Origin of the sequence: Pseudomonas sp. LTR0, from assembly GCF_036630035.1 — a bacterium.
GTDB lineage: Bacteria > Pseudomonadota > Gammaproteobacteria > Pseudomonadales > Pseudomonadaceae > Aquipseudomonas > Aquipseudomonas putida_Y.
The window spans coordinates 3,826,624-3,844,371 of sequence record NZ_CP123734.1; the positions used below are offsets into that span (position 1 = coordinate 3,826,624).

Genomic DNA, 17,748 nt, shown 5'->3' on the forward strand with positions numbered 1-17,748 from the left:
GGTGATATCCCTGTGGGAGCGGGTTTACCCGCGAAGAGGCCGGCACTTTCACCTACGAACTTCAGGCATCGCGGAACAGCCAAGGCTGGCTGGCACGGTGCTTGGCTTCGAAGGCCTTGATCGCATCGCTGTCCTGCAGGGTCAGGCCGATATCGTCCAGGCCGTTGAGCAGGCAGTGCTTGCGGAAAGCATCGATCTCGAAGTGCAACACCTTGCCATCCGGGCGGGTCACCGCCTGCGCCTGCAGGTCGATGGTCAGCTGGTAGCCCGGGTTGGCTTCGACCTGCTTGAACAGCTCGTCGACTTCCTCATCGCTCAGAATGATCGGCAGCAAGCCGTTCTTGAAGCTGTTGTTGAAGAAAATGTCGGCAAAGCTCGGCGCAATGATGCTGCGGAAGCCGTACTCGTCCAGCGCCCAAGGGGCATGCTCACGGCTGGAGCCACAACCAAAGTTTTCCCGCGCCAGCAACACGCTGGCACCCTGGTAGCGCGCATGGTTGAGCACGAACTCTTCGTTGACCGGTCGCTTGCTATTGTCCTGGTAGGGCTGACCCACGTCCAGGTAACGCCACTCGTCGAACAGGTTCGGGCCAAAGCCGGTGCGCTTGATCGACTTCAAGAACTGCTTGGGGATGATCTGGTCGGTGTCGACGTTGGCACGGTCCAACGGTGCGACAAGGCCAGTGTGCTGGGTAAAGGCTTTCATGCTGCGCTCCCTTGGATCAACTCGCGGACATCGATGAAGTGGCCAGCTACAGCAGCAGCGGCGGCCATGGCCGGACTGACCAGATGGGTTCGACCACCGGCGCCCTGACGGCCTTCGAAGTTGCGGTTGGAGGTGGACGCGCAGTGCTCGCCGCTTTCCAGGCGGTCCGGGTTCATCGCCAGGCACATCGAGCAGCCTGGTTCACGCCATTCGAAACCGGCTTCGAGGAAGATCTTGTCCAGGCCTTCACGCTCGGCCTGAGCCTTGACCAGCCCCGAACCCGGTACGACGATGGCTTGCTTGACACTGGCAGCCACCTTGCGGCCCTTGGCGATTTCCGCCGCTGCGCGCAGGTCCTCGATTCGCGAGTTGGTGCACGAGCCGATGAACACACGGTCGAGCTTGATATCGGTGATCGCCTGGTTGGCGGTCAGCCCCATGTACTTCAAGGCACGCTCGATCGAACCACGCTTGACCAGGTCGGCTTCGGCAGCCGGGTCTGGCACACGCTGGTCGACAGCCAGAACCATTTCGGGCGAAGTGCCCCAGCTGACTTGCGGCTTGATCTGGCTGGCATCCAGTTCCACCACGGTGTCGAATACGGCGTCGTCATCCGACACCAGGTCTTTCCACGATTCGACCGCTTGCTTCCACTGCTCGCCCTTCGGCGCGTACGGGCGGCCTTCGACGTAGGCAACGGTGGTGGCATCGGTCGCCACCAGGCCCACGCGGGCACCGGCTTCGATGGACATGTTGCAGATGGTCATGCGGCCTTCCATCGACAATTCGCGAATGGCACTGCCGGCGAATTCCATGGCGTGACCGTTGCCACCGGCGGTGCCGATCTTGCCGATCACGGCCAGCACGATATCCTTGGCGGTAACGCCGGCCGGCAACTGGCCTTCCACGCGCACAAGCATGTTTTTCATCTTCTTGGCGACCAGGCACTGAGTGGCGAGCACGTGCTCGACCTCAGAGGTGCCGATGCCGTGGGCCAGGGCACCGAAGGCTCCGTGGGTGGAAGTGTGCGAGTCACCGCAGACCACGGTCATGCCTGGCAAGGTGGCGCCCTGCTCCGGGCTGATGACGTGGACGATGCCCTGGCGCTCGTCGTTCATCTTGAATTCGACGATGCCGTATTCGTCACAGTTCTCGTCGAGGGTTTGCACTTGCAGGCGCGACACCTGGTCGACGATCGCCTCGATACCACCCTTGCGCTCTGGCGTGGTCGGCACGTTGTGGTCCGGCGTGGCGATGTTGGCGTCGATACGCCACGGTTTGCGGTTGGCCAGGCGCAGGCCTTCGAAGGCCTGGGGCGACGTCACTTCGTGGATGATGTGGCGGTCGATGTAGATCAAGGACGAGCCGTCATCACGGCGCTTGACCTCATGGGCTTCCCAGAGTTTGTCGTAGAGCGTTTTGCCAGCCATCAGACTGTTCCTCATCAGCGTCTTTCTATGCCAAAGACCCCTTGGCTTGTACGGACGATGCTATGGGGTTAGATTGAATAACTCAAATTCATAATTTTTATGCTTTGGATAACCCAAAGGAATACCACACCATGGACCTGGCCAACCTCAGCGCCTTCATCGCCATTGCCGAAACCGGTAGCTTTTCCGGCGCAGCCGAGCGCCTGTTCCTGACCCAACCGGCCATCAGCAAACGCATCGCCGGCCTGGAGCAGCAACTGGACGTGCGCCTGTTCGACCGCCTGGGCCGCGAGGTAACCCTCACCGAAGCCGGGCGCGCCCTGCTGCCGCGGGCCTACCAGATCCTCAACGTCCTTGATGATACCCGACGGGCGCTGACCAATCTGACCGGGGCCGTGAGCGGTCGTCTGACCCTGGCCACCAGCCACCACATCGGCCTGCACCGCCTGCCCCCGCTACTACGGGTTTTCACCCGCCAGTACCCGGCAGTGGCACTGGATATTCAGTTCATGGATTCGGAACAGGCCTACGACGAGATTTTGCATGGCCGAGCCGAAATCGCCGTGATCACCCTGGCGCCCGAGCCACACCACTTGATCAAGGCCGTGCCAGTGTGGGACGACGCCCTGGACTTCGTCGCCGCCCCCGAGCACCCGCTGGCCAGCAACCAGGCGGTCAGCCTGGCTGACGTCGCCCGCCACCCGGCGGTATTCCCCGGCGGCAATACCTTTACCCACCATATTGTCCAGCGCCTGTTCGAAAGCCAGGGGCTGATGCCGAACATCGCCATGAGCACCAACTACCTGGAAACCATCAAGATGATGGTGTCGATCGGCCTGGCCTGGAGCGTGCTGCCACGTACCATGCTCGACGAACAGGTTGCACCCATCGCTTTGCCCGGCATACAGCTTTCGCGCCAGCTAGGCTACATTCTGCACACGGAGCGTACGCTATCGAATGCGGCCAGGGCATTCATGGCCCTGCTCGACAGCCACTCAGAGCCCACCTGACCGGCTGTCAGCCAGCCATTTCGATTCCAAGGACACGTCATACGCCACAGGTCTGGTACCGATGCCCAAATCAGCAAACCGCTTTTTGCGCCTGCCGCGCATACCTGCAGCTGATCCCCAAGAGTCCGAGCAGGCCTGGCAGAACGCCCCGCAACTGCTGGCAGCGCTCAACGGCGCACGCCTGGGCGCCTGGCTATGGGATATCGAAAGCGGCAGGGTCAGTTGGTCGCGGGGCACCCAGGCCCTGTTCGGTTTCGACCCACAGCAGCCACTGCCTGCCGACATCGATTACCTCGACCTGCTGCCCGAGGAAGACCGCGCCCGTACGCGCCAGGTGTTCCAGGCGGTGGTCAACGGCGAGCCGGTGGAGCAGGCCATGCGCCACCGTATCCGCTGGCCGGATGGCAGCCTGCACTGGCTGGAGATCAACGGTAGCCTGACCCACGACCTGCACGGCCGGCCGCAGATGATCGGTGTGATCCGCGAGATAACCCGCCAGCGCGAGCGGGAAACGGCGCTGATCAATTCGGAAAAGCGCTTCGCCACGCTGTTCCACCTGAGCCCCAACGCCATTTTGCTGACCCGCCGCCACGATGGCATGATCTTCGAGGTCAACCAGCACTTCGAAGACATGTTCGGCTGGCCCGGCAGCCAGGTGATCGGCAAGACCAGCCTGGAACTGGGCCTGTGGGTCAACCCCGAACAGCGCCACCAGATAATCGATTCGACCCGCGCCAACGGCGGCCCGCTGATCATGGAGGTGCAATTCCGCGCATCCAGCGGCAAGGTGCATGACGGCATCCTGTGCACCCAGGGCATCGAACTGGAAGGCGTGACCTTCCTGATCAGTACATTCGTCGACACCACCGAACGCAAGCGCGCCGAGCAGGCCCTGAAGGACAGCCAGGAGCGCCTGGACCTGGCCCTGGACTCAGCGCAACTGGGCACCTGGGACTGGCACATCCCAAGCGGCATGCTCTACGGCTCGGCCCGCGCCGCGCAGCTGCATGGCTTGCCGCCCATCCCCTTTCATGAATCGTTCGATGCATTCTTCGAGGGTGTGCCGGAGCAAGAGCGCAACTCGATGCGACAGGCCTACCGTAGCCTGCGCGAAGGGCCTGCCGGCAACTATCAGATCACCTACAGGGTGCAGCTGGAAAACGGCGCTTCACGCTACATAGAAAGCCGCGCGCGGCTGTACCGCGACGACCAGGGCATCCCCTTGCGCATGGCGGGAACCTTGCTCGACATCACCGACCAGGTGGAACGCGAACAGCGCCTGAGCGCCTCGGAAGAGAAGTTTGCCAGCCTGTTCCAGGTCAGCCCCGACCCGATCTGCGTCACCCGCCAGGACACCGGCCAGTTCATCGAGATCAATCCAGCGTTCACCCAGACCTTCGGCTGGAGCAGCGAGCAGGTGCTTGGGCGTACCGCAGAGGAGATCGGCCTGTGGGCCGAGTCCATCGAGCGCGCGCGGCGCATCGAGCAGGTGATCCGCGAACAGGCCTTGAGCAACGTCGCCGTGGTACTCAACCACCGCAATGGCGTGCCCCTGACCTGCGTGATTTCCAGCCGCCTGATCACCGTCGACGACCAGCCCTGCAGCGTTACCACCCTGCGCGACATCACCCAGCAACAACGCGCCGAAGCAGCGCTGAAGTCCAGCGAGGAGAAGTTCGCCAAGGCCTTTCACTCCAGCCCCGACGCCATCACCATCACCGAACGCCACAGCGGCCGCTACCTGGAAGTCAACGACGGCTTCTGCCGCCTGACCGGCTACAGCACTGCCGAAGTGGTCGGCCACACGGTGTACGAGATCGGCATCTGGGCCGACGACAAGCAACGTAGTGCATTACTTGCCGAACTGCGCGAGCGCGGCCGGGTACACCACCGCGAGATGCTCGGGCGCAACAAGCGTGGCGATATCCTCACGGTCGAGGTTTCGGTGGAACCGATCACCCTCAACGAAGTGGACTGCCTGCTGCTGACCGCCCGTGACGTGAGCCAGTTGAAGAACGCCCAGGCGCAGATACGCCACCTGGCCTATCACGACCCGCTGACCAACCTGCCCAACCGCGCCTTGCTGATGGACCGCCTGAGCCAGCAGATCGCCCTGCTCAAGCGCCATAACCTGCGCGGCGCCCTGCTGTTCCTCGACCTTGACCACTTCAAGCACATCAACGACTCGCTGGGCCACCCAGTGGGCGACACCGTGCTGAAGATCATCACTGCCCGTCTGGAAGCCAGCGTGCGCCTGGAGGACACCGTGGCACGTCTGGGGGGCGACGAATTCGTCGTGCTGCTCAGCGGCCTGGAAGGGAGCCGCGAACACGTGGAAGAGAAAGTACGCGAGCTGGCCGACACCCTGCGCGAACTGCTGGCCGAGCCAATGTCACTGGATGGCCAGCGCCTGCAGGTAACGCCCAGCATCGGCGTGGCGCTGATCCCCGACCACGGCACCACACCGGCCGACCTGCTCAAGCGTGCCGATATCGCCCTGTACCGGGCCAAGGACTCCGGCCGCAACACCACCCAGCTGTTCCACACCACCATGCAGAAGGCCGCCAGTGAGCGCCTGCGCATGGAAAACGACCTGCGCCTGGCCTTGGCCCGTGGCGAACTGGCGCTGCACTTCCAGCCACAGGTGGATGCCCGCGACAACCGCATCGTCGGTGCCGAAGTACTGCTGCGCTGGCACCACCCGCAACTGGGCCAGCAACCGCCCTCGCAGTTCATCCAGGTACTGGAAGAAAGCGGCTTGATCCTTGAAGTTGGCAGCTGGATTCTCGACGAAGCCTGCGACGCCTGCGCCCGCATGCTCACCGACGGGTTGATCGACGCTGATGATTTCAGCCTGTGCGTGAACATAAGCCCGCGACAGTTCCGCCAGAACGACTTTGTCGGGCGGGTGCTGCGCAGCCTGGACGATTACCGCCTGCCGCGGCAGATGCTGACGCTGGAAATCACAGAAGGCATTGTCATCCAGAACCTGGAAGACACCATCAGCAAGATGCGCGAGCTGAAGGGCTACGGGGTGAGTTTCGCCATGGATGACTTCGGCACCGGCTACTCCTCGCTGACTTACCTGAAACGCCTGCCAGTGGATGCGCTGAAAATCGACCAGAGCTTCGTACGCGATGCACCGGACGACCCCAACGACGCAGAAATTGTCCGCGCCATTGTCGCCATGGCCCGCAGTCTGGACCTGGCGGTGATTGCCGAAGGGGTAGAGCTGACCGAACAGCTGGCGTTTCTTGAGCGACTGGGATGCCATCTGTACCAGGGCTATCTGCACAGCCGGCCATTGCCGCTGTCCGAGTTCCGTCAGATATTGCTGGAGGCGCCGGCAGATTACTGATGGCCTGAATGTACGCCCTGCACGAGACCGCATGAGGACGCACGAAAAAGGGCACCCCTGGGGGGGTGCCCTTCTTCATTGCAGCGCGATCAGTTCAGCGCTGGTTTCTCGCCATTGATCGGGATGCGTTTGGCCTTGGCTTCTTCTGGCACGATGCGCAGCAGGTCGATGCTGAGCAGGCCATTGGCCAGTCCGGCGGCCTTCACTTCGATATGATCAGCCAGGCGGAACGACAGCTTGAAGGCGCGTTGTGCGATACCCTGGTGCAGGTAGGTCACTTCAGCGGCGCTATTGTCGCGCTTGCCACCGGTCACGGTCAGGACACCTTTTTCGACCTGCAGGTCGAGGTCCTCTTCCTGGAAACCGGCTGCAGCAACCACGATGCGGTAGTGGTCATCGCCATGCTTTTCCACGTTATAGGGCGGGTAGCTGCTACCGGCCTCGTTACGTGCCGCTGATTCGAACAGGTCGTTGAAACGGTCGAAACCAACGGAATGACGGAACAGTGGAGCAAGAGAGAAAGCAGTAGTCATGGTCATAAACTCCTGAGATTCAGCAAGTAAGTCATTACGCGACCCGGCTTCGGCATCGCGTACTCAAAAGATATGGCCGAGGGAAATGCTTTCAAGGGGCAAATAGAAAAAATCTGATTTTTTTGCATGGGGCCTGACGGCCCCTTCGCGGGTGAACCCGCTCCTACGACGGCCTGTGCCCAGCCACCGACATGCGCCCACGCCCGATCAGGTGTAGGAGCGGGTTTACCCGCGAATACGGCAGCGGCGGCAACGGTGAATGGCGGGTGGAGATTGGCCAGCAGGCCCGCCCCTTTCGCGGGTGAACCCGCTCCTACGACGGCCTGTGCCCAGCCACCGACATGTGCCCACCCCCGATCAGGTGTAGGAGCGGGTTTACCCGCGAATACGGCAACGGCGGCAACGGTGAATGGCAGGTGGAGATTGGCCAGCAGGCCCGCCCCTTTCGCGGGTGAACCGTACAGGTGCAGTACCCGCGAAGAGGCCTGCTCAGGCGACGCAAGCCTCAAAGGTATGAGTCTCAACCCCCAGCAACCGGCTGATCCGCGCGCAGTCATCTTCCCGGCGCAACTCGGCAAACAACACCACCGCTTCGGGGTAACTGCGAGTCAGCATCGCCAGCCACTGTTTCATTCGCCCCGGTGCATAACGCGGCGACAATTTAGCCTGGGCCTGGCGCCAGAACTCACGCAACAGTGGCAGCAAGTCATCCCAGCTCATCGGCTGATAGTCGCGCCCGTCCCGCGCCGCTGCAATCTGCAGGCCCAGGTCCGGGCGCGATACCAGCCCGCGGCCGAGCATGATGTCTTCGGCACCACTGACCTCGCGGCAACGCCGCCAGTCATCGACCGTCCAGATTTCGCCATTGGCAAACACCGGCACCTTGACCACATCCTGTACCCGCGCCACCCACTCCCAATGCGCTGGCGGCTTGTAACCCTCAACCTTGGTCCGTGCGTGCACCACCAGGTGTGCCGAACCACCTTCGGCCAACGCCGTGGCGCACTCCAGTGCACCGTCGGGGCTGTCGAAGCCCAGGCGCATCTTCGAGGTCACCGGGATATTCGCCGGTACTGCACGCCGCACTTCACGCACAATGGCGTGCAGCAACTCCGGCTCTTTGAGCAGTACCGCACCACCGCGCGACTTGTTCACCGTCTTTGCCGGGCAACCGAAGTTCAGGTCGATCACCGGCGCCCCAAGCTCGCAAGCCAGTGCGGCGTTTTCCGCCAGGCATACCGGGTCCGAACCCAGCAATTGCACACGCATGGGCACACCGGCAGCCGTGCGCGCGCCTTGGCGCAACTCAGGCGCCAACTTGTGGAACGAGGACGCCGGCAACAGACGGTCGCACACGCGAATGAACTCGGTGACGCACCAGTCGATACCGCCCACGCGGGTCAATACGTCGCGCAGGATGTTGTCGACCAGCCCCTCCATGGGGGCCAGGGCAATTTGCATGTCGGTGTCTCAGCGGAAAAAGCCGGCAGTTTAACAAAAATTGCCGGCGGCTCAGGCACCGATCAGCGCCGGGCCGTAACCCTCGACGAATTCCGCCGGCATGCGCCTGGGCTTGCCGCTGGACAGCTCGATGCAGGCAAATGTGGTTTGCGCGCGCAGCAGTGTCACACCATCGCGCGGGCGCTTGAGCTGAAAACGCCGGGTCATGCGCAGGCGCTGGTCCCAGTCAATGATCCAGGTGGCCAGTTGCAGCTCGTCGTCCTCATAGGCAGCGGCCAGGTAGTCGATTTCGTGGCGCACCACGGCCATCGCCCGGTCAAGGCGCCGGTATTCGGCCAGGTCCAGCCCCAGGCGCTGGGAATGGCGCCAGGCGCAACGCTCAAGCCAGGTAACGTAGACCGCATTGTTGGCGTGGCCAAGGCCGTCGATGTCCTCGCTGCCCACGCGCAGGTCGATGACGAAGGGTGTTGCCAGGTCCCAGCTCATTTTCGCTTCCTTGGCGCAAAAAGCGATTTAGCAGCGATCTGCAGGACAATGTCCAGCCCCTGTGAGCCTGACGCGGCTGTTATGGAGGGGCTTGCCCGCGAATCAGACAGCGCGGCGAATGGCACCGGCGATGCCGATGTTCACGGCTGAAGCGGCTCCTGCACTGACCGCATCAACCCGGGCCAGCAGTTCGAGCACGGCTTCACTCAGCCGCGGATCGGCCAGCACCCGCTGGTGCCCCCCCTCTTCCAGCAGCATCAGACGGCTGTCGAACCAGGCCTTGTGGATGACATGTGCCTCATCTGGGGGCACGAGAGCATCATCGGTGGCATGCACCACGAGCCCCGGCAGCTCCAGCTGGTAACCAGCGACATCCAACCGCGCAATCTGCATGCCCACATCGCGCTCAACCTGGCGAATGAACGCTGCCCGCGCCCGTGCTGGCAGCCCCAGACGATGGGCGAAACCACGTAATACACCCAACAATTGCGCCGGGGCCGCAATGCTGACAGCCGCCTCTGCGCGCAGGCCCATCTGTAAAGCCAGCAGCACGCTCGCCCCACCCATGGAATGGCCAATGACTGCACGCAACGGCGGCAACTCAGCAGCAGCTTCCAGCAACGCCCGGGCAAACAGCACCACGTTCGCTTGCTCGCCTGGCGAACGGCCATGCCCAGGCCCTTCCAGCGACACCACCGTATGCCCCGCCTGAACCAAGGTTTCGATCAGGGCGGCAAACTGCGTCGGGCGCCCCTCCCAACCGTGCATCAGCAGCACGGTCGGCCCTTGACCCCAGCGCAAGGCAGACAGGCCGAAGCGCAGTGCAATTCGCTCGGCGCTGGCCAACACAGGCAGCTCCCAATCCCGCGGCGGCAGGTTGCGCGGGGTCATGAAGGCTCGGCGCATCTTGCCCGCGACATGCTCGGGGGCCAGGCGGCCCAGGGTGCCATTGACACCGCGAATCCAGTTCAGGGTGGTCATCGCCATGCTCCAGGGTTAAAGCACCGCCGATTTGGCGGCGCGTAAAATACGGTCAGACAGATCACTGGCCCCCAGGGCCCGGGCCAGCGCCAGCCCTCCCACCATCAGGGCCAGGTCGGCCAGCGCTTTGTCGGCATCCTCAGGGCGGTCGACCATCGCTGCAGTCATCAACTCGATGTGCTCGGCCAGCACCTCGCGGAAAACCTCCGGCAGGCGCTGCATTTCGCCCAACGCATTAGGCAGCGGGCATGCATGCACTTCGCAGTCCCGGTGCTTGCGCGAGAGGTAGAAGGCGCCAGCCAGCGCTCGCCGACCGGCGCCATCGAGATTGGGGTCGATCTGGGCGAGCAAGGCTCGGCGCTCACCCAACAACTGGCGGAACGCTTCGAGCATCAGCTCGTCCTTGCTGTCGAAGTGCGCATAGAAGCCACCGACAGTCAGGCCTGCCGCACCCATTACCTGGCTGACGCTGGGCTCGGCCGGGCCGTGCTGGATCAGCGCACTGCGCGCAGCTTCCAGAATGCGTTCGCGGGTTCTGCTCTTCTTGTCGCTCATCTGGCACGCACCAAACAAAATATGATGATCGAAATATTATCCTCATCATATTTTTTTGCAAGCAGAATCTGCGACGCTTGTCGGTAACCGTACGTAGAACACATCTTGCGTAGATTTGCCATCCACCTCCCGATGCGGAAAAGTTTACGATCTCATCGGCCTTTTGCGTCAGCACATCCTTAAGGTACTCTTCTAGGCGATGTCGCTATACCGTTTGCCAGTATCCTATCCAGACCAAAAAGCGGGCTGTTGCCCCCTCAAGCACTCAAATTGTCAGGGAGACATCGGGTGTTTTTATCGCATATTGTGCCGTCGTGGCAGCAGATTGAAGATCGGATAAGGCGGGAAATGGGCTATCAAAATGGTGCCCGATATCGAAACCACTGGGGTGAACCTGTCCCTTCCCTGAGCCTCAATATCCGCCGCGTTGCAAGCGTCCGCTCTGCGCTTCATCAGGCTGAGTGGCAAGCGAGTGAGCTACTTCGCCAACGTTTCGCCGATCTCGACATTTCCAGCATCCTCAAAGACCTCATTGATGTTGTCACGCAGATGGCAATGATCGTCGCTGGTAGCACCTTGACCGGAGGTGCTATCGGCGCCGGTGTGGGTGCATTCTTTGGAGGTGCTGGCGCTGTTCCGATGGGGGCTGCGGGGGCTGCAATGGGTTTGCAGGCTAGCAGCTGGATACTGGCGATACTTGGCCTGCAGTCTATTGCAGAATTTTTCGTCGAAGGCTTGCCGCGCATTGGCAGTTATTATCTGACAGGAATTAAAACTGCATGGGAAGGAACACGAGGTGATGATGGTTTAACTCCCTTCAGCCAGGATGATCCCCTAGCAATTCGAAGCGCTGCCCATAACATGGCGCTAGGCCACGTTGAAGTCGTCATTCTGTTACTGGGCGCCATTGTCGAATACTTGACTCGTGGTCGAGGTAACGCTGGCAGGCTAGCATTAGAGATGCGTGCCAGTCCAAAAGGGGCAAGAATTGGCCAGTGGATGGTCGAGCATGAAGAGTAAGTGCTCCATGAACCCCACATTCAAAGCGCTTACCTGATGCCCGATGCTGTGCTCCCGATTTCCTTCTGGAGCCAGCCCTGCATGATGCGCCCCGACAGCAAAGTCGAAAAAGTCTACCTCTACCCCAAGCCTGTGGACTTTCGAAAGTCCATCGACGGCCTTACTGCCTTGGTAGAACTGGATATCAAAGTCGCCGTGTTCGACCCCGTGCTCTTCGTCTTCCTCAACAAGGCGCGTAATCGGATCAAAGTGTTGTACTGGGAGCGCAACGGCTTCTGCCTCTGGCTCAAGCGCCTGGAAGCCGAGCGCTTCAAAATGTCGCCTGAGCCCAGCGACGAAGCGATTGTCCTGACCGTCCAAGAACTCAATTGGCTGCTCGACGGTTTCGACCTTTGGCGCAACCGTCCTCATCAGGTTTTGACTCCGCGCTACGTCGCCTGACCCGGTATAATCCGCGGCATGATTTCCGTGCCCGACAATCTCCCAGACGATCCTGCCCTGCTCAAGCAATTATTGCTTGAGAGCTATGCTGCCCGTTTGCGCGAGCAGGAAGTCAATCAGGCCCACATCGTCCAAATTGACGATCTGAAAGAACAAATCAAGTTATGGCGTGACCGTTTCTTTGGCCGCAAGTCCGAGCAAACCGTCGATCCCAAAACGCCGCAACTGGCCATGTTCGATGAAGCGGAAAATGACCCTCTGCTGGCTGTAGTCGATGATGCCGATGAAGAAGTCGTTGTCCCGGTCAAGCGCCGTGGCAAGCGCAAGCCACTGGCGGCTAATCTGCCACGTATCGAAGTTATCCATGAGTTGCCCGAACACGAACTGACCTGCACCTGCGGTTGCCGCAAGCATGTCATCGGCGAAGAAACCAGCGAGCAGCTCGATATCGTGCCGATGCAGATCCGCGTACTCAAACACGTGCGCAAGATCTATGGCTGCCGTGGTTGCGAGACTGCTCCTGTCACTGCTGACAAGCCCGCCCAGTTAATCGAAAAAAGCATGGCCAGCCCAAGCGTGCTGGCCATGCTGCTGACGACCAAGTACGTCGATGGCTTGCCGCTACACAGGTTTGAAAGTGTGCTGTCCCGCCACGGCATCGAGATTCCACGACAAACCCTGGCGCGTTGGGTGATCCAGTGCAGTAAATACTTCCAGCCGCTGTTGAACCTGATGCGTGATCGGCTGCTGGAAAGTCCGGTGATTCATTGCGATGAGACCCGCGTCCAGGTGTTGAAAGAACCGGATCGAGACCCGACCAGCCAATCCTGGATGTGGGTGCAAGCCAGTGGCCCGCCTGATCGACAAGTTGTGCTGTTCGACTACACCACCAGCCGTGCGCAGGAAGTACCATTGCGTCTGCTGCAAGGCTATCGCGGCTATGTGATGACCGACGATTATGCGGGTTACAACGCTTTGGCGTTGCAGCCCGGTATCGAGCGACTGGCATGCATGGTTCACGCGCGCCGCAAGTTCGTCGAAGCACAAAAGGTGCAGCCCAAGGGTAAGACCGGACGAGCCGATGTGGCGCTGACGATGATCAATAAGCTGTATGACATCGAGCGCGACCTCAAGGAGGTCAGCGACGAACAGCGGTTCATCGGTCGCCAGGAAAGAAGCTTACCGATCCTCGGTCAGCTGAAAAGCTGGCTGGACAAGACGTACGCCCAGGTGACGCCGCAAAGCGTATTGGGCAAGGCGGTGCATTACCTGGCAAACAACTGGAGCCGCCTGGAACGGTATGTCGAAGCGGGCCATTTGCCAATCGACAACAACCTGGCAGAGCGTGCGATAAAACCGTTTGTCATTGGGCGCAAGGCTTGGCTGTTCAGTGACACGCCCAAGGGCGCCACGGCAAGTGCGCAGATATACAGCTTGGTCGAGACCGCCAAGGTCAACGGCCAGGAGCCCTATACGTGGCTGCGCCACGTACTTGAGCGCCTGCCGTATGCGTCGTCGGTCTCAGACTACGAAGCCTTGCTGCCATGGAACTGCTCGCCAGAGATACCACAGTAAGCTGAGGCCCTATCTTTTAGAAGGTGGGGTTCATGGATCGCACTCCATGAAGATGCGTTGAAGCGCAGACCTGACCTGCAAAAGGCGGAGCCGCTCAGAGGGCCGCTGGCGAGCCAGAAGTCACCTCCAATCCACTCAGAGAGAAGAGACAAAGAGCCCGCCAAGGGTAAGTCGAACACCATGCCGCTGCATGAGGTTGAATGCTTCAAGGCAGATAAAATGCCTGCCTCCAAAATTGGCGAGTTCGAGCGGCAGTTGCAGGGGCAAGAGAACGGGTTGAATCGGCTTACTGTTGATGAGTATTTGAAGAATATTGCTAATCCGGTGAAACGAAGCCCTGCGGCTGCCAAAAAGGCACGCAAGGATCTACAAGATCAATTGGAAGAGCGTTTTCTGAATGATTTTCCAGACTTGGATGTACTCGAAGCGGAGGAAGCTGCAATAAAAAAAGCCAAGGAAACGATGGCAAACCTTGCTGGGCTGCACAACCCCGATCTGAGTGCTGGTGGCAAGGATATCATTGGCGACTTCGGTGACCGACAGGTTAACTCCAGCATTGGGCCTCAGTGGAGACCAAAAATTCAAAACCTTAAAGCAGCTGCTGAGAAGGTACCTGAATCCTTGCGGGATTCAACTTTCCTCAACGTGAAATTACACAAGTGCTGAAGGAGGCATCCGTGGACAAGGTATTTGCTAGATTCCTAGAAAAGTTTGGTAGCCCGGTTGATCGTCAGGAAGTGCCAGCTTCGAGTATCGAGCGTTATAGGGGTAAACTACCCAATCAGCTTCTGGAATATTGGGCTGAGCACGGCTGGTGCGGATACGGTGATGGAATTTTTTGGATAGTGAACCCGCAAGAATACGAAGGAGTGGTGGCTTCGTGGCTTGAGGGAACAGAATTTGAAAAACGCGACACTTACCACCTAATTGCCCGTGGAGCGTTCGGCGATCTCTATCTATGGGGCGAGAAAACGGGATTTTCACTGAAGATAACCAGCGTCTTTTCGCGATGCGTAATTCATGACTTTGAACCCACCCCCGAGCAAATGGATCGTAAGCTTCAAGACTTTATCGTGTCCAGAAAAGTGGACTCTAACGATGTGGAAGATTTGTTCAAGGCGGCAAGAAAAAAGCTCGGCACTCTTCGCCATGATGAGATGTATGGTTTTGTTCCAGCGTTAATGCTTGGTGGGTCGGCATCCCTTGATCATGTTGAGAAACTAAAAGCAGTGGAGCATTTAATTCTGCTGTCTCAGCTCGCAGAGCTTGAGCCATATAGTTTTTAAGGCATGCTTGCCGCCTGAAGTATCTAAGCTAGTTGCCGCTTATGCGGCAGCAATTGATCGATTTCACTGGCCCGCTGCGTCGGCAGCCGCATCAGAACGTCTTTGAGATAGGCGTACGGATCGTGCCCATTCATGCGCGCTGACTGGATCAGGCTCATGATTGCAGCCGCCCGCTTGCCGCTGCGCAGCGACCCGGCAAACAGCCAGTTCGAGCGTCCGAGTGCCCACGGCCGTACGCTTGTCGGGGAAAAATTACTGGAAGGGAAAAACAAAAGGCCCATTCAATAAGCGAATGAGCCTTTAAAGTCCCGCAAAACGCGGGTAAACGTGGCGTCCCCTAGGGGACTCGAACCCCTGTTACCGCCGTGAAAGGGCGGTGTCCTAGGCCACTAGACGAAGGGGACGTAACCTTCGCGAAGATCCACTTGCGTGAACCCTGGCAGAAATGGTGGAGCTAAGCGGGATCGAACCGCTGACCTCCTGCATGCCATGCAGGCGCTCTCCCAGCTGAGCTATAGCCCCGAAACAAAAGGCTCATCAATAATCGACGAGCCTTTTAAAGCCCTGCAAAACGCAGGAAAAGTGGCGTCCCCTAGGGGACTCGAACCCCTGTTACCGCCGTGAAAGGGCGGTGTCCTAGGCCACTAGACGAAGGGGACGTAACCTTCGTGCCGATCCGCTAACGCGAACCGCGGCAAAATTGGTGGAGCTAAGCGGGATCGAACCGCTGACCTCCTGCATGCCATGCAGGCGCTCTCCCAGCTGAGCTATAGCCCCGGATTTCTAGCCTCGCGGCCCAGCGACATACCAACATCGCTTGTGTAAAACTGGCGTCCCCTAGGGGACTCGAACCCCTGTTACCGCCGTGAAAGGGCGGTGTCCTAGGCCACTAGACGAAGGGGACGAACCTTCTTACCTTCAAGACCCGGTTGCTGGACCCGGTCTTGCTTATCAGCCTTGGCTGCTAAGCGGAATTTGGTGGAGCTAAGCGGGATCGAACCGCTGACCTCCTGCATGCCATGCAGGCGCTCTCCCAGCTGAGCTATAGCCCCACAATGTCGCTTTGAACTGAATCGCTGGCTGGGTGCCTGGCGTTTCGTTTTCGTTCATCGCTGTGGACGGGGCGCATATTAAGATCGGATTGCAGGACTGTCAAACTAATTTTCAAAAATATTCAAAAATTTTTTCACAGATAACAATCACTTACCGCCCTGCCCCGGTTTTTTGGGGCTTAGTTGGCCTGTGGGAGCGGGCGTGCCCGCAAATGCGGTATTGAATTTACCATTGCATTCGCGGGCACGCCCGCTCCCACAGGTTAGGTGCAAAGCTGAATCAGGCAATGGAAGCCAACAGCTTTTCCCACTCTTTGTTTTCTTTCTTCGACACCCCACCCAGCAGGTCCAGGGCCTGGCGCAGGCGGTAGCGGGTCAGGTCGGGACCGAGGATTTCCATGGCGTCCAGCACCGAAACCGAGCTGGCCTGGCCGGTGATGGCGGCGAACATCAGCGGCATGGCGTCACGCAGCTTCAGCTCCAGCGCCTCGACCACGGCCTGGATGCAACCGGTGATGCGCTCTTTTTCCCACTGGCGCAGGCTTTCAAGCTTCCACAGGATCAGCTGGATCACCTGGCGTACCTGGTCGGCCGACAGTTTCTTGCTTTCGAACAGCTTGGCGTCCAGCTTGAGCGCGCCTTCGAAGAAGAACCCGCCCAACGGGGCAACCTGGCTGAAGGTTTCTACCCGGCCCTGCACGTGCGGGGCAATCTTCATCATGTAGTCGCTGTTGAACGCCCATTTCTGCAGGCGTGCGGCGAATTCCTCTACCGGCAGCTCGCGCAGCCACTGGCCGTTGAGCCAGGACAGCTTCTCGATGTCAAAGATCGGGCCGCCCAGCGAGATACGCGACAGGTCGAAGTGCTCGACCATTTCGGCCAGCGAGAACTTCTCGCGCTCGTCAGGCATCGACCAGCCCATGCGGCCAAGATAGTTGAGCATCGCTTCAGGCATGAAGCCCATGCGCTCATAGAAGGTGACCGAGGTCGGGTTCTTGCGCTTGGACAGTTTGGATTTGTCCGGGTTGCGCAGCAGCGGCATGTAGCACAGCTTGGGCTGCTCCCAACCGAAGTACTCGTACAGCTTGATCAGCTTGGGCGCCGATGGCAGCCACTCTTCACCACGCAGCACGTGGGTGATGCCCATCAGGTGGTCGTCGACCACGTTGGCCAGGAAGTACGTCGGCAGGCCGTCGTTCTTCATCAGCACCTGCATGTCCATGCGGTCCCACGGGATCTCGACATCGCCACGCAGCATGTCCGGCACCACGCAGATACCTTCGCTCGGCACCTTCATGCGGATCACGTGCGGCTCGCCAGCGTCCAGGCGGCGCTGTACTTCTTCGGCGCTCATCAGCAACGCACGGCCATCGTAACGCGGGGTTTCGCCGCGGGCCTGCTGCTCGGCACGCATCTGCTCCAGCTCTTCGGCGGTGCAGAAGCAGTAGAAGGCGTGGCCGGCGTCTACCAGTTCCTTGGCGTACTTGGCGTAGATTTCGCCACGCTCGCTCTGCCGGTAAGGGCCATGCGGGCCGCCGACATCCGGGCCTTCGTTCCATTCGATGCCAAGCCAGCGCAGGGCGTCGAAGATCTGTTGCTCCGACTCACGCGTGGAGCGCAGCTGGTCGGTGTCTTCAATGCGCAAGATGAACTCACCGCCGTGCTGCTTGGCAAAGCAGTAGTTGAACAGGGCGATGTAGGCAGTGCCGACATGGGGGTCGCCGGTAGGCGATGGCGCGATACGCGTGCGTACGGTGGTCATGGAGAGTCTCGAACGAAAGATGAAACAAAGGCGGGATGTTAGCAGGAGGCGGGCACCGGGCTCCAGCAATGGCGCGAACGTCACTTGTCGAC

Annotated in this window: 13 protein-coding genes, 6 tRNA genes and 3 pseudogenes; 7 read left to right on the plus strand and 15 right to left on the minus strand. The window is 60.0% G+C overall.

What is annotated here, in order from left to right; translation table 11 throughout:
- Nucleotides 1–61 precede the first annotated feature (61 nt).
- The gene (gene leuD, locus QCL51_RS17575) at nucleotides 62–706 is read right to left on the minus strand and encodes a 3-isopropylmalate dehydratase small subunit (protein WP_003247192.1); all 645 of its coding nucleotides are present in this window, start codon (nucleotides 704–706) and stop codon (nucleotides 62–64) included.
- Nucleotides 703–2,136 carry a 3-isopropylmalate dehydratase large subunit gene (gene leuC, locus QCL51_RS17580; protein WP_003247191.1) on the minus strand — a complete coding sequence of 478 codons (1,434 nt, stop codon included), beginning with the start codon at nucleotides 2,134–2,136 and terminating at the stop codon, nucleotides 703–705. Before leuC ends, leuD begins: the two co-directional genes overlap by 4 nt.
- A 131-nt stretch (nucleotides 2,137–2,267) precedes the next feature.
- Between leuC and QCL51_RS17585 the strand changes: the two genes are divergently transcribed.
- Nucleotides 2,268–3,146 carry a LysR family transcriptional regulator gene (locus QCL51_RS17585; RefSeq protein WP_021784929.1) on the plus strand — a complete coding sequence of 293 codons (879 nt, stop codon included), beginning with the start codon at nucleotides 2,268–2,270 and terminating at the stop codon, nucleotides 3,144–3,146.
- A 61-nt stretch (nucleotides 3,147–3,207) separates the two neighbouring features.
- A complete protein-coding gene (locus QCL51_RS17590) occupies nucleotides 3,208–6,504 on the plus strand; it encodes a bifunctional diguanylate cyclase/phosphodiesterase (RefSeq protein ID WP_021784930.1) in 3,297 nt (1,098 codons plus the stop codon).
- A gap of 89 nt (nucleotides 6,505–6,593) precedes the next feature.
- Here the strand turns inward: QCL51_RS17590 and QCL51_RS17595 are convergent, their stop codons facing one another.
- The 5 genes from QCL51_RS17595 to QCL51_RS17615 all read right to left on the minus strand — a co-directional run bounded on the left by QCL51_RS17595 (nucleotide 6,594) and on the right by QCL51_RS17615 (nucleotide 10,520).
- Complete coding sequence (locus QCL51_RS17595) at nucleotides 6,594–7,037, minus strand: Hsp20 family protein (RefSeq protein WP_019437397.1); 444 nt, start codon at nucleotides 7,035–7,037, stop codon at nucleotides 6,594–6,596.
- 489 nt (nucleotides 7,038–7,526) lie between these two features.
- Complete coding sequence (locus QCL51_RS17600) at nucleotides 7,527–8,498, minus strand: tRNA-dihydrouridine synthase (protein WP_021784931.1); 972 nt, start codon at nucleotides 8,496–8,498, stop codon at nucleotides 7,527–7,529.
- A gap of 51 nt (nucleotides 8,499–8,549) precedes the next feature.
- Nucleotides 8,550–8,984, minus strand: a complete 435-nt coding sequence (locus QCL51_RS17605) for a thioesterase family protein (protein ID WP_003247186.1) — start codon at nucleotides 8,982–8,984, stop codon at nucleotides 8,550–8,552.
- Nucleotides 8,985–9,086: 102 nt separating this feature from the next.
- A complete protein-coding gene (locus tag QCL51_RS17610) occupies nucleotides 9,087–9,965 on the minus strand; it encodes an alpha/beta fold hydrolase (RefSeq protein WP_135192514.1) in 879 nt (292 codons plus the stop codon).
- 15 nt (nucleotides 9,966–9,980) lie between these two features.
- On the minus strand, nucleotides 9,981–10,520 hold the full coding sequence (locus tag QCL51_RS17615; protein ID WP_021784933.1) for a TetR/AcrR family transcriptional regulator: 540 nt from the start codon (nucleotides 10,518–10,520) through the stop codon (nucleotides 9,981–9,983).
- 288 nt (nucleotides 10,521–10,808) lie between these two features.
- Between QCL51_RS17615 and QCL51_RS17620 the strand changes: the two are divergent.
- From QCL51_RS17620 to QCL51_RS17640, 5 genes and pseudogenes are all read left to right on the plus strand, one after another.
- A pseudogene (locus QCL51_RS17620) lies at nucleotides 10,809–11,537 on the plus strand (DUF6861 domain-containing protein); the annotation flags it as partial.
- Between the two features lie 84 nt (nucleotides 11,538–11,621).
- Complete coding sequence (gene tnpB / locus QCL51_RS17625) at nucleotides 11,622–11,981, plus strand: IS66 family insertion sequence element accessory protein TnpB (protein ID WP_019437365.1); 360 nt, start codon at nucleotides 11,622–11,624, stop codon at nucleotides 11,979–11,981.
- A gap of 18 nt (nucleotides 11,982–11,999) precedes the next feature.
- Nucleotides 12,000–13,556 carry an IS66 family transposase gene (locus tag QCL51_RS17630; protein ID WP_338443851.1) on the plus strand — a complete coding sequence of 519 codons (1,557 nt, stop codon included), beginning with the start codon at nucleotides 12,000–12,002 and terminating at the stop codon, nucleotides 13,554–13,556.
- Nucleotides 13,557–13,577: 21 nt separating this feature from the next.
- Nucleotides 13,578–14,222, plus strand: a pseudogene (locus tag QCL51_RS17635) (polymorphic toxin type 15 domain-containing protein); the annotation flags it as partial.
- Between the two features lie 11 nt (nucleotides 14,223–14,233).
- Complete coding sequence (locus QCL51_RS17640) at nucleotides 14,234–14,842, plus strand: GAD-like domain-containing protein (RefSeq protein WP_021784999.1); 609 nt, start codon at nucleotides 14,234–14,236, stop codon at nucleotides 14,840–14,842.
- A gap of 23 nt (nucleotides 14,843–14,865) precedes the next feature.
- On the opposite strand, the pseudogene QCL51_RS17645 reads toward QCL51_RS17640, so the two are convergent.
- The 8 genes and pseudogenes from QCL51_RS17645 to gltX all read right to left on the minus strand — a co-directional run.
- Nucleotides 14,866–15,078 (minus strand): annotated as a pseudogene (locus QCL51_RS17645) (transposase domain-containing protein); the annotation flags it as partial.
- Between the two features lie 92 nt (nucleotides 15,079–15,170).
- Nucleotides 15,171–15,246 (minus strand) — tRNA-Glu (locus QCL51_RS17650).
- 42 nt (nucleotides 15,247–15,288) lie between these two features.
- Nucleotides 15,289–15,364: transfer RNA gene (locus tag QCL51_RS17655), tRNA-Ala, on the minus strand.
- Between the two features lie 61 nt (nucleotides 15,365–15,425).
- A tRNA-Glu gene (locus QCL51_RS17660) sits at nucleotides 15,426–15,501 on the minus strand.
- Nucleotides 15,502–15,543: 42 nt separating this feature from the next.
- Nucleotides 15,544–15,619 (minus strand) — tRNA-Ala (locus tag QCL51_RS17665).
- 51 nt (nucleotides 15,620–15,670) lie between these two features.
- A tRNA-Glu gene (locus QCL51_RS17670) sits at nucleotides 15,671–15,746 on the minus strand.
- A gap of 72 nt (nucleotides 15,747–15,818) precedes the next feature.
- A tRNA-Ala gene (locus tag QCL51_RS17675) sits at nucleotides 15,819–15,894 on the minus strand.
- 280 nt (nucleotides 15,895–16,174) lie between these two features.
- The gene (gltX, locus tag QCL51_RS17680; protein WP_010952995.1) at nucleotides 16,175–17,656 is read right to left on the minus strand and encodes a glutamate--tRNA ligase; all 1,482 of its coding nucleotides are present in this window, start codon (nucleotides 17,654–17,656) and stop codon (nucleotides 16,175–16,177) included.
- Between the last annotated feature and the right edge of the window lie 92 nt (nucleotides 17,657–17,748).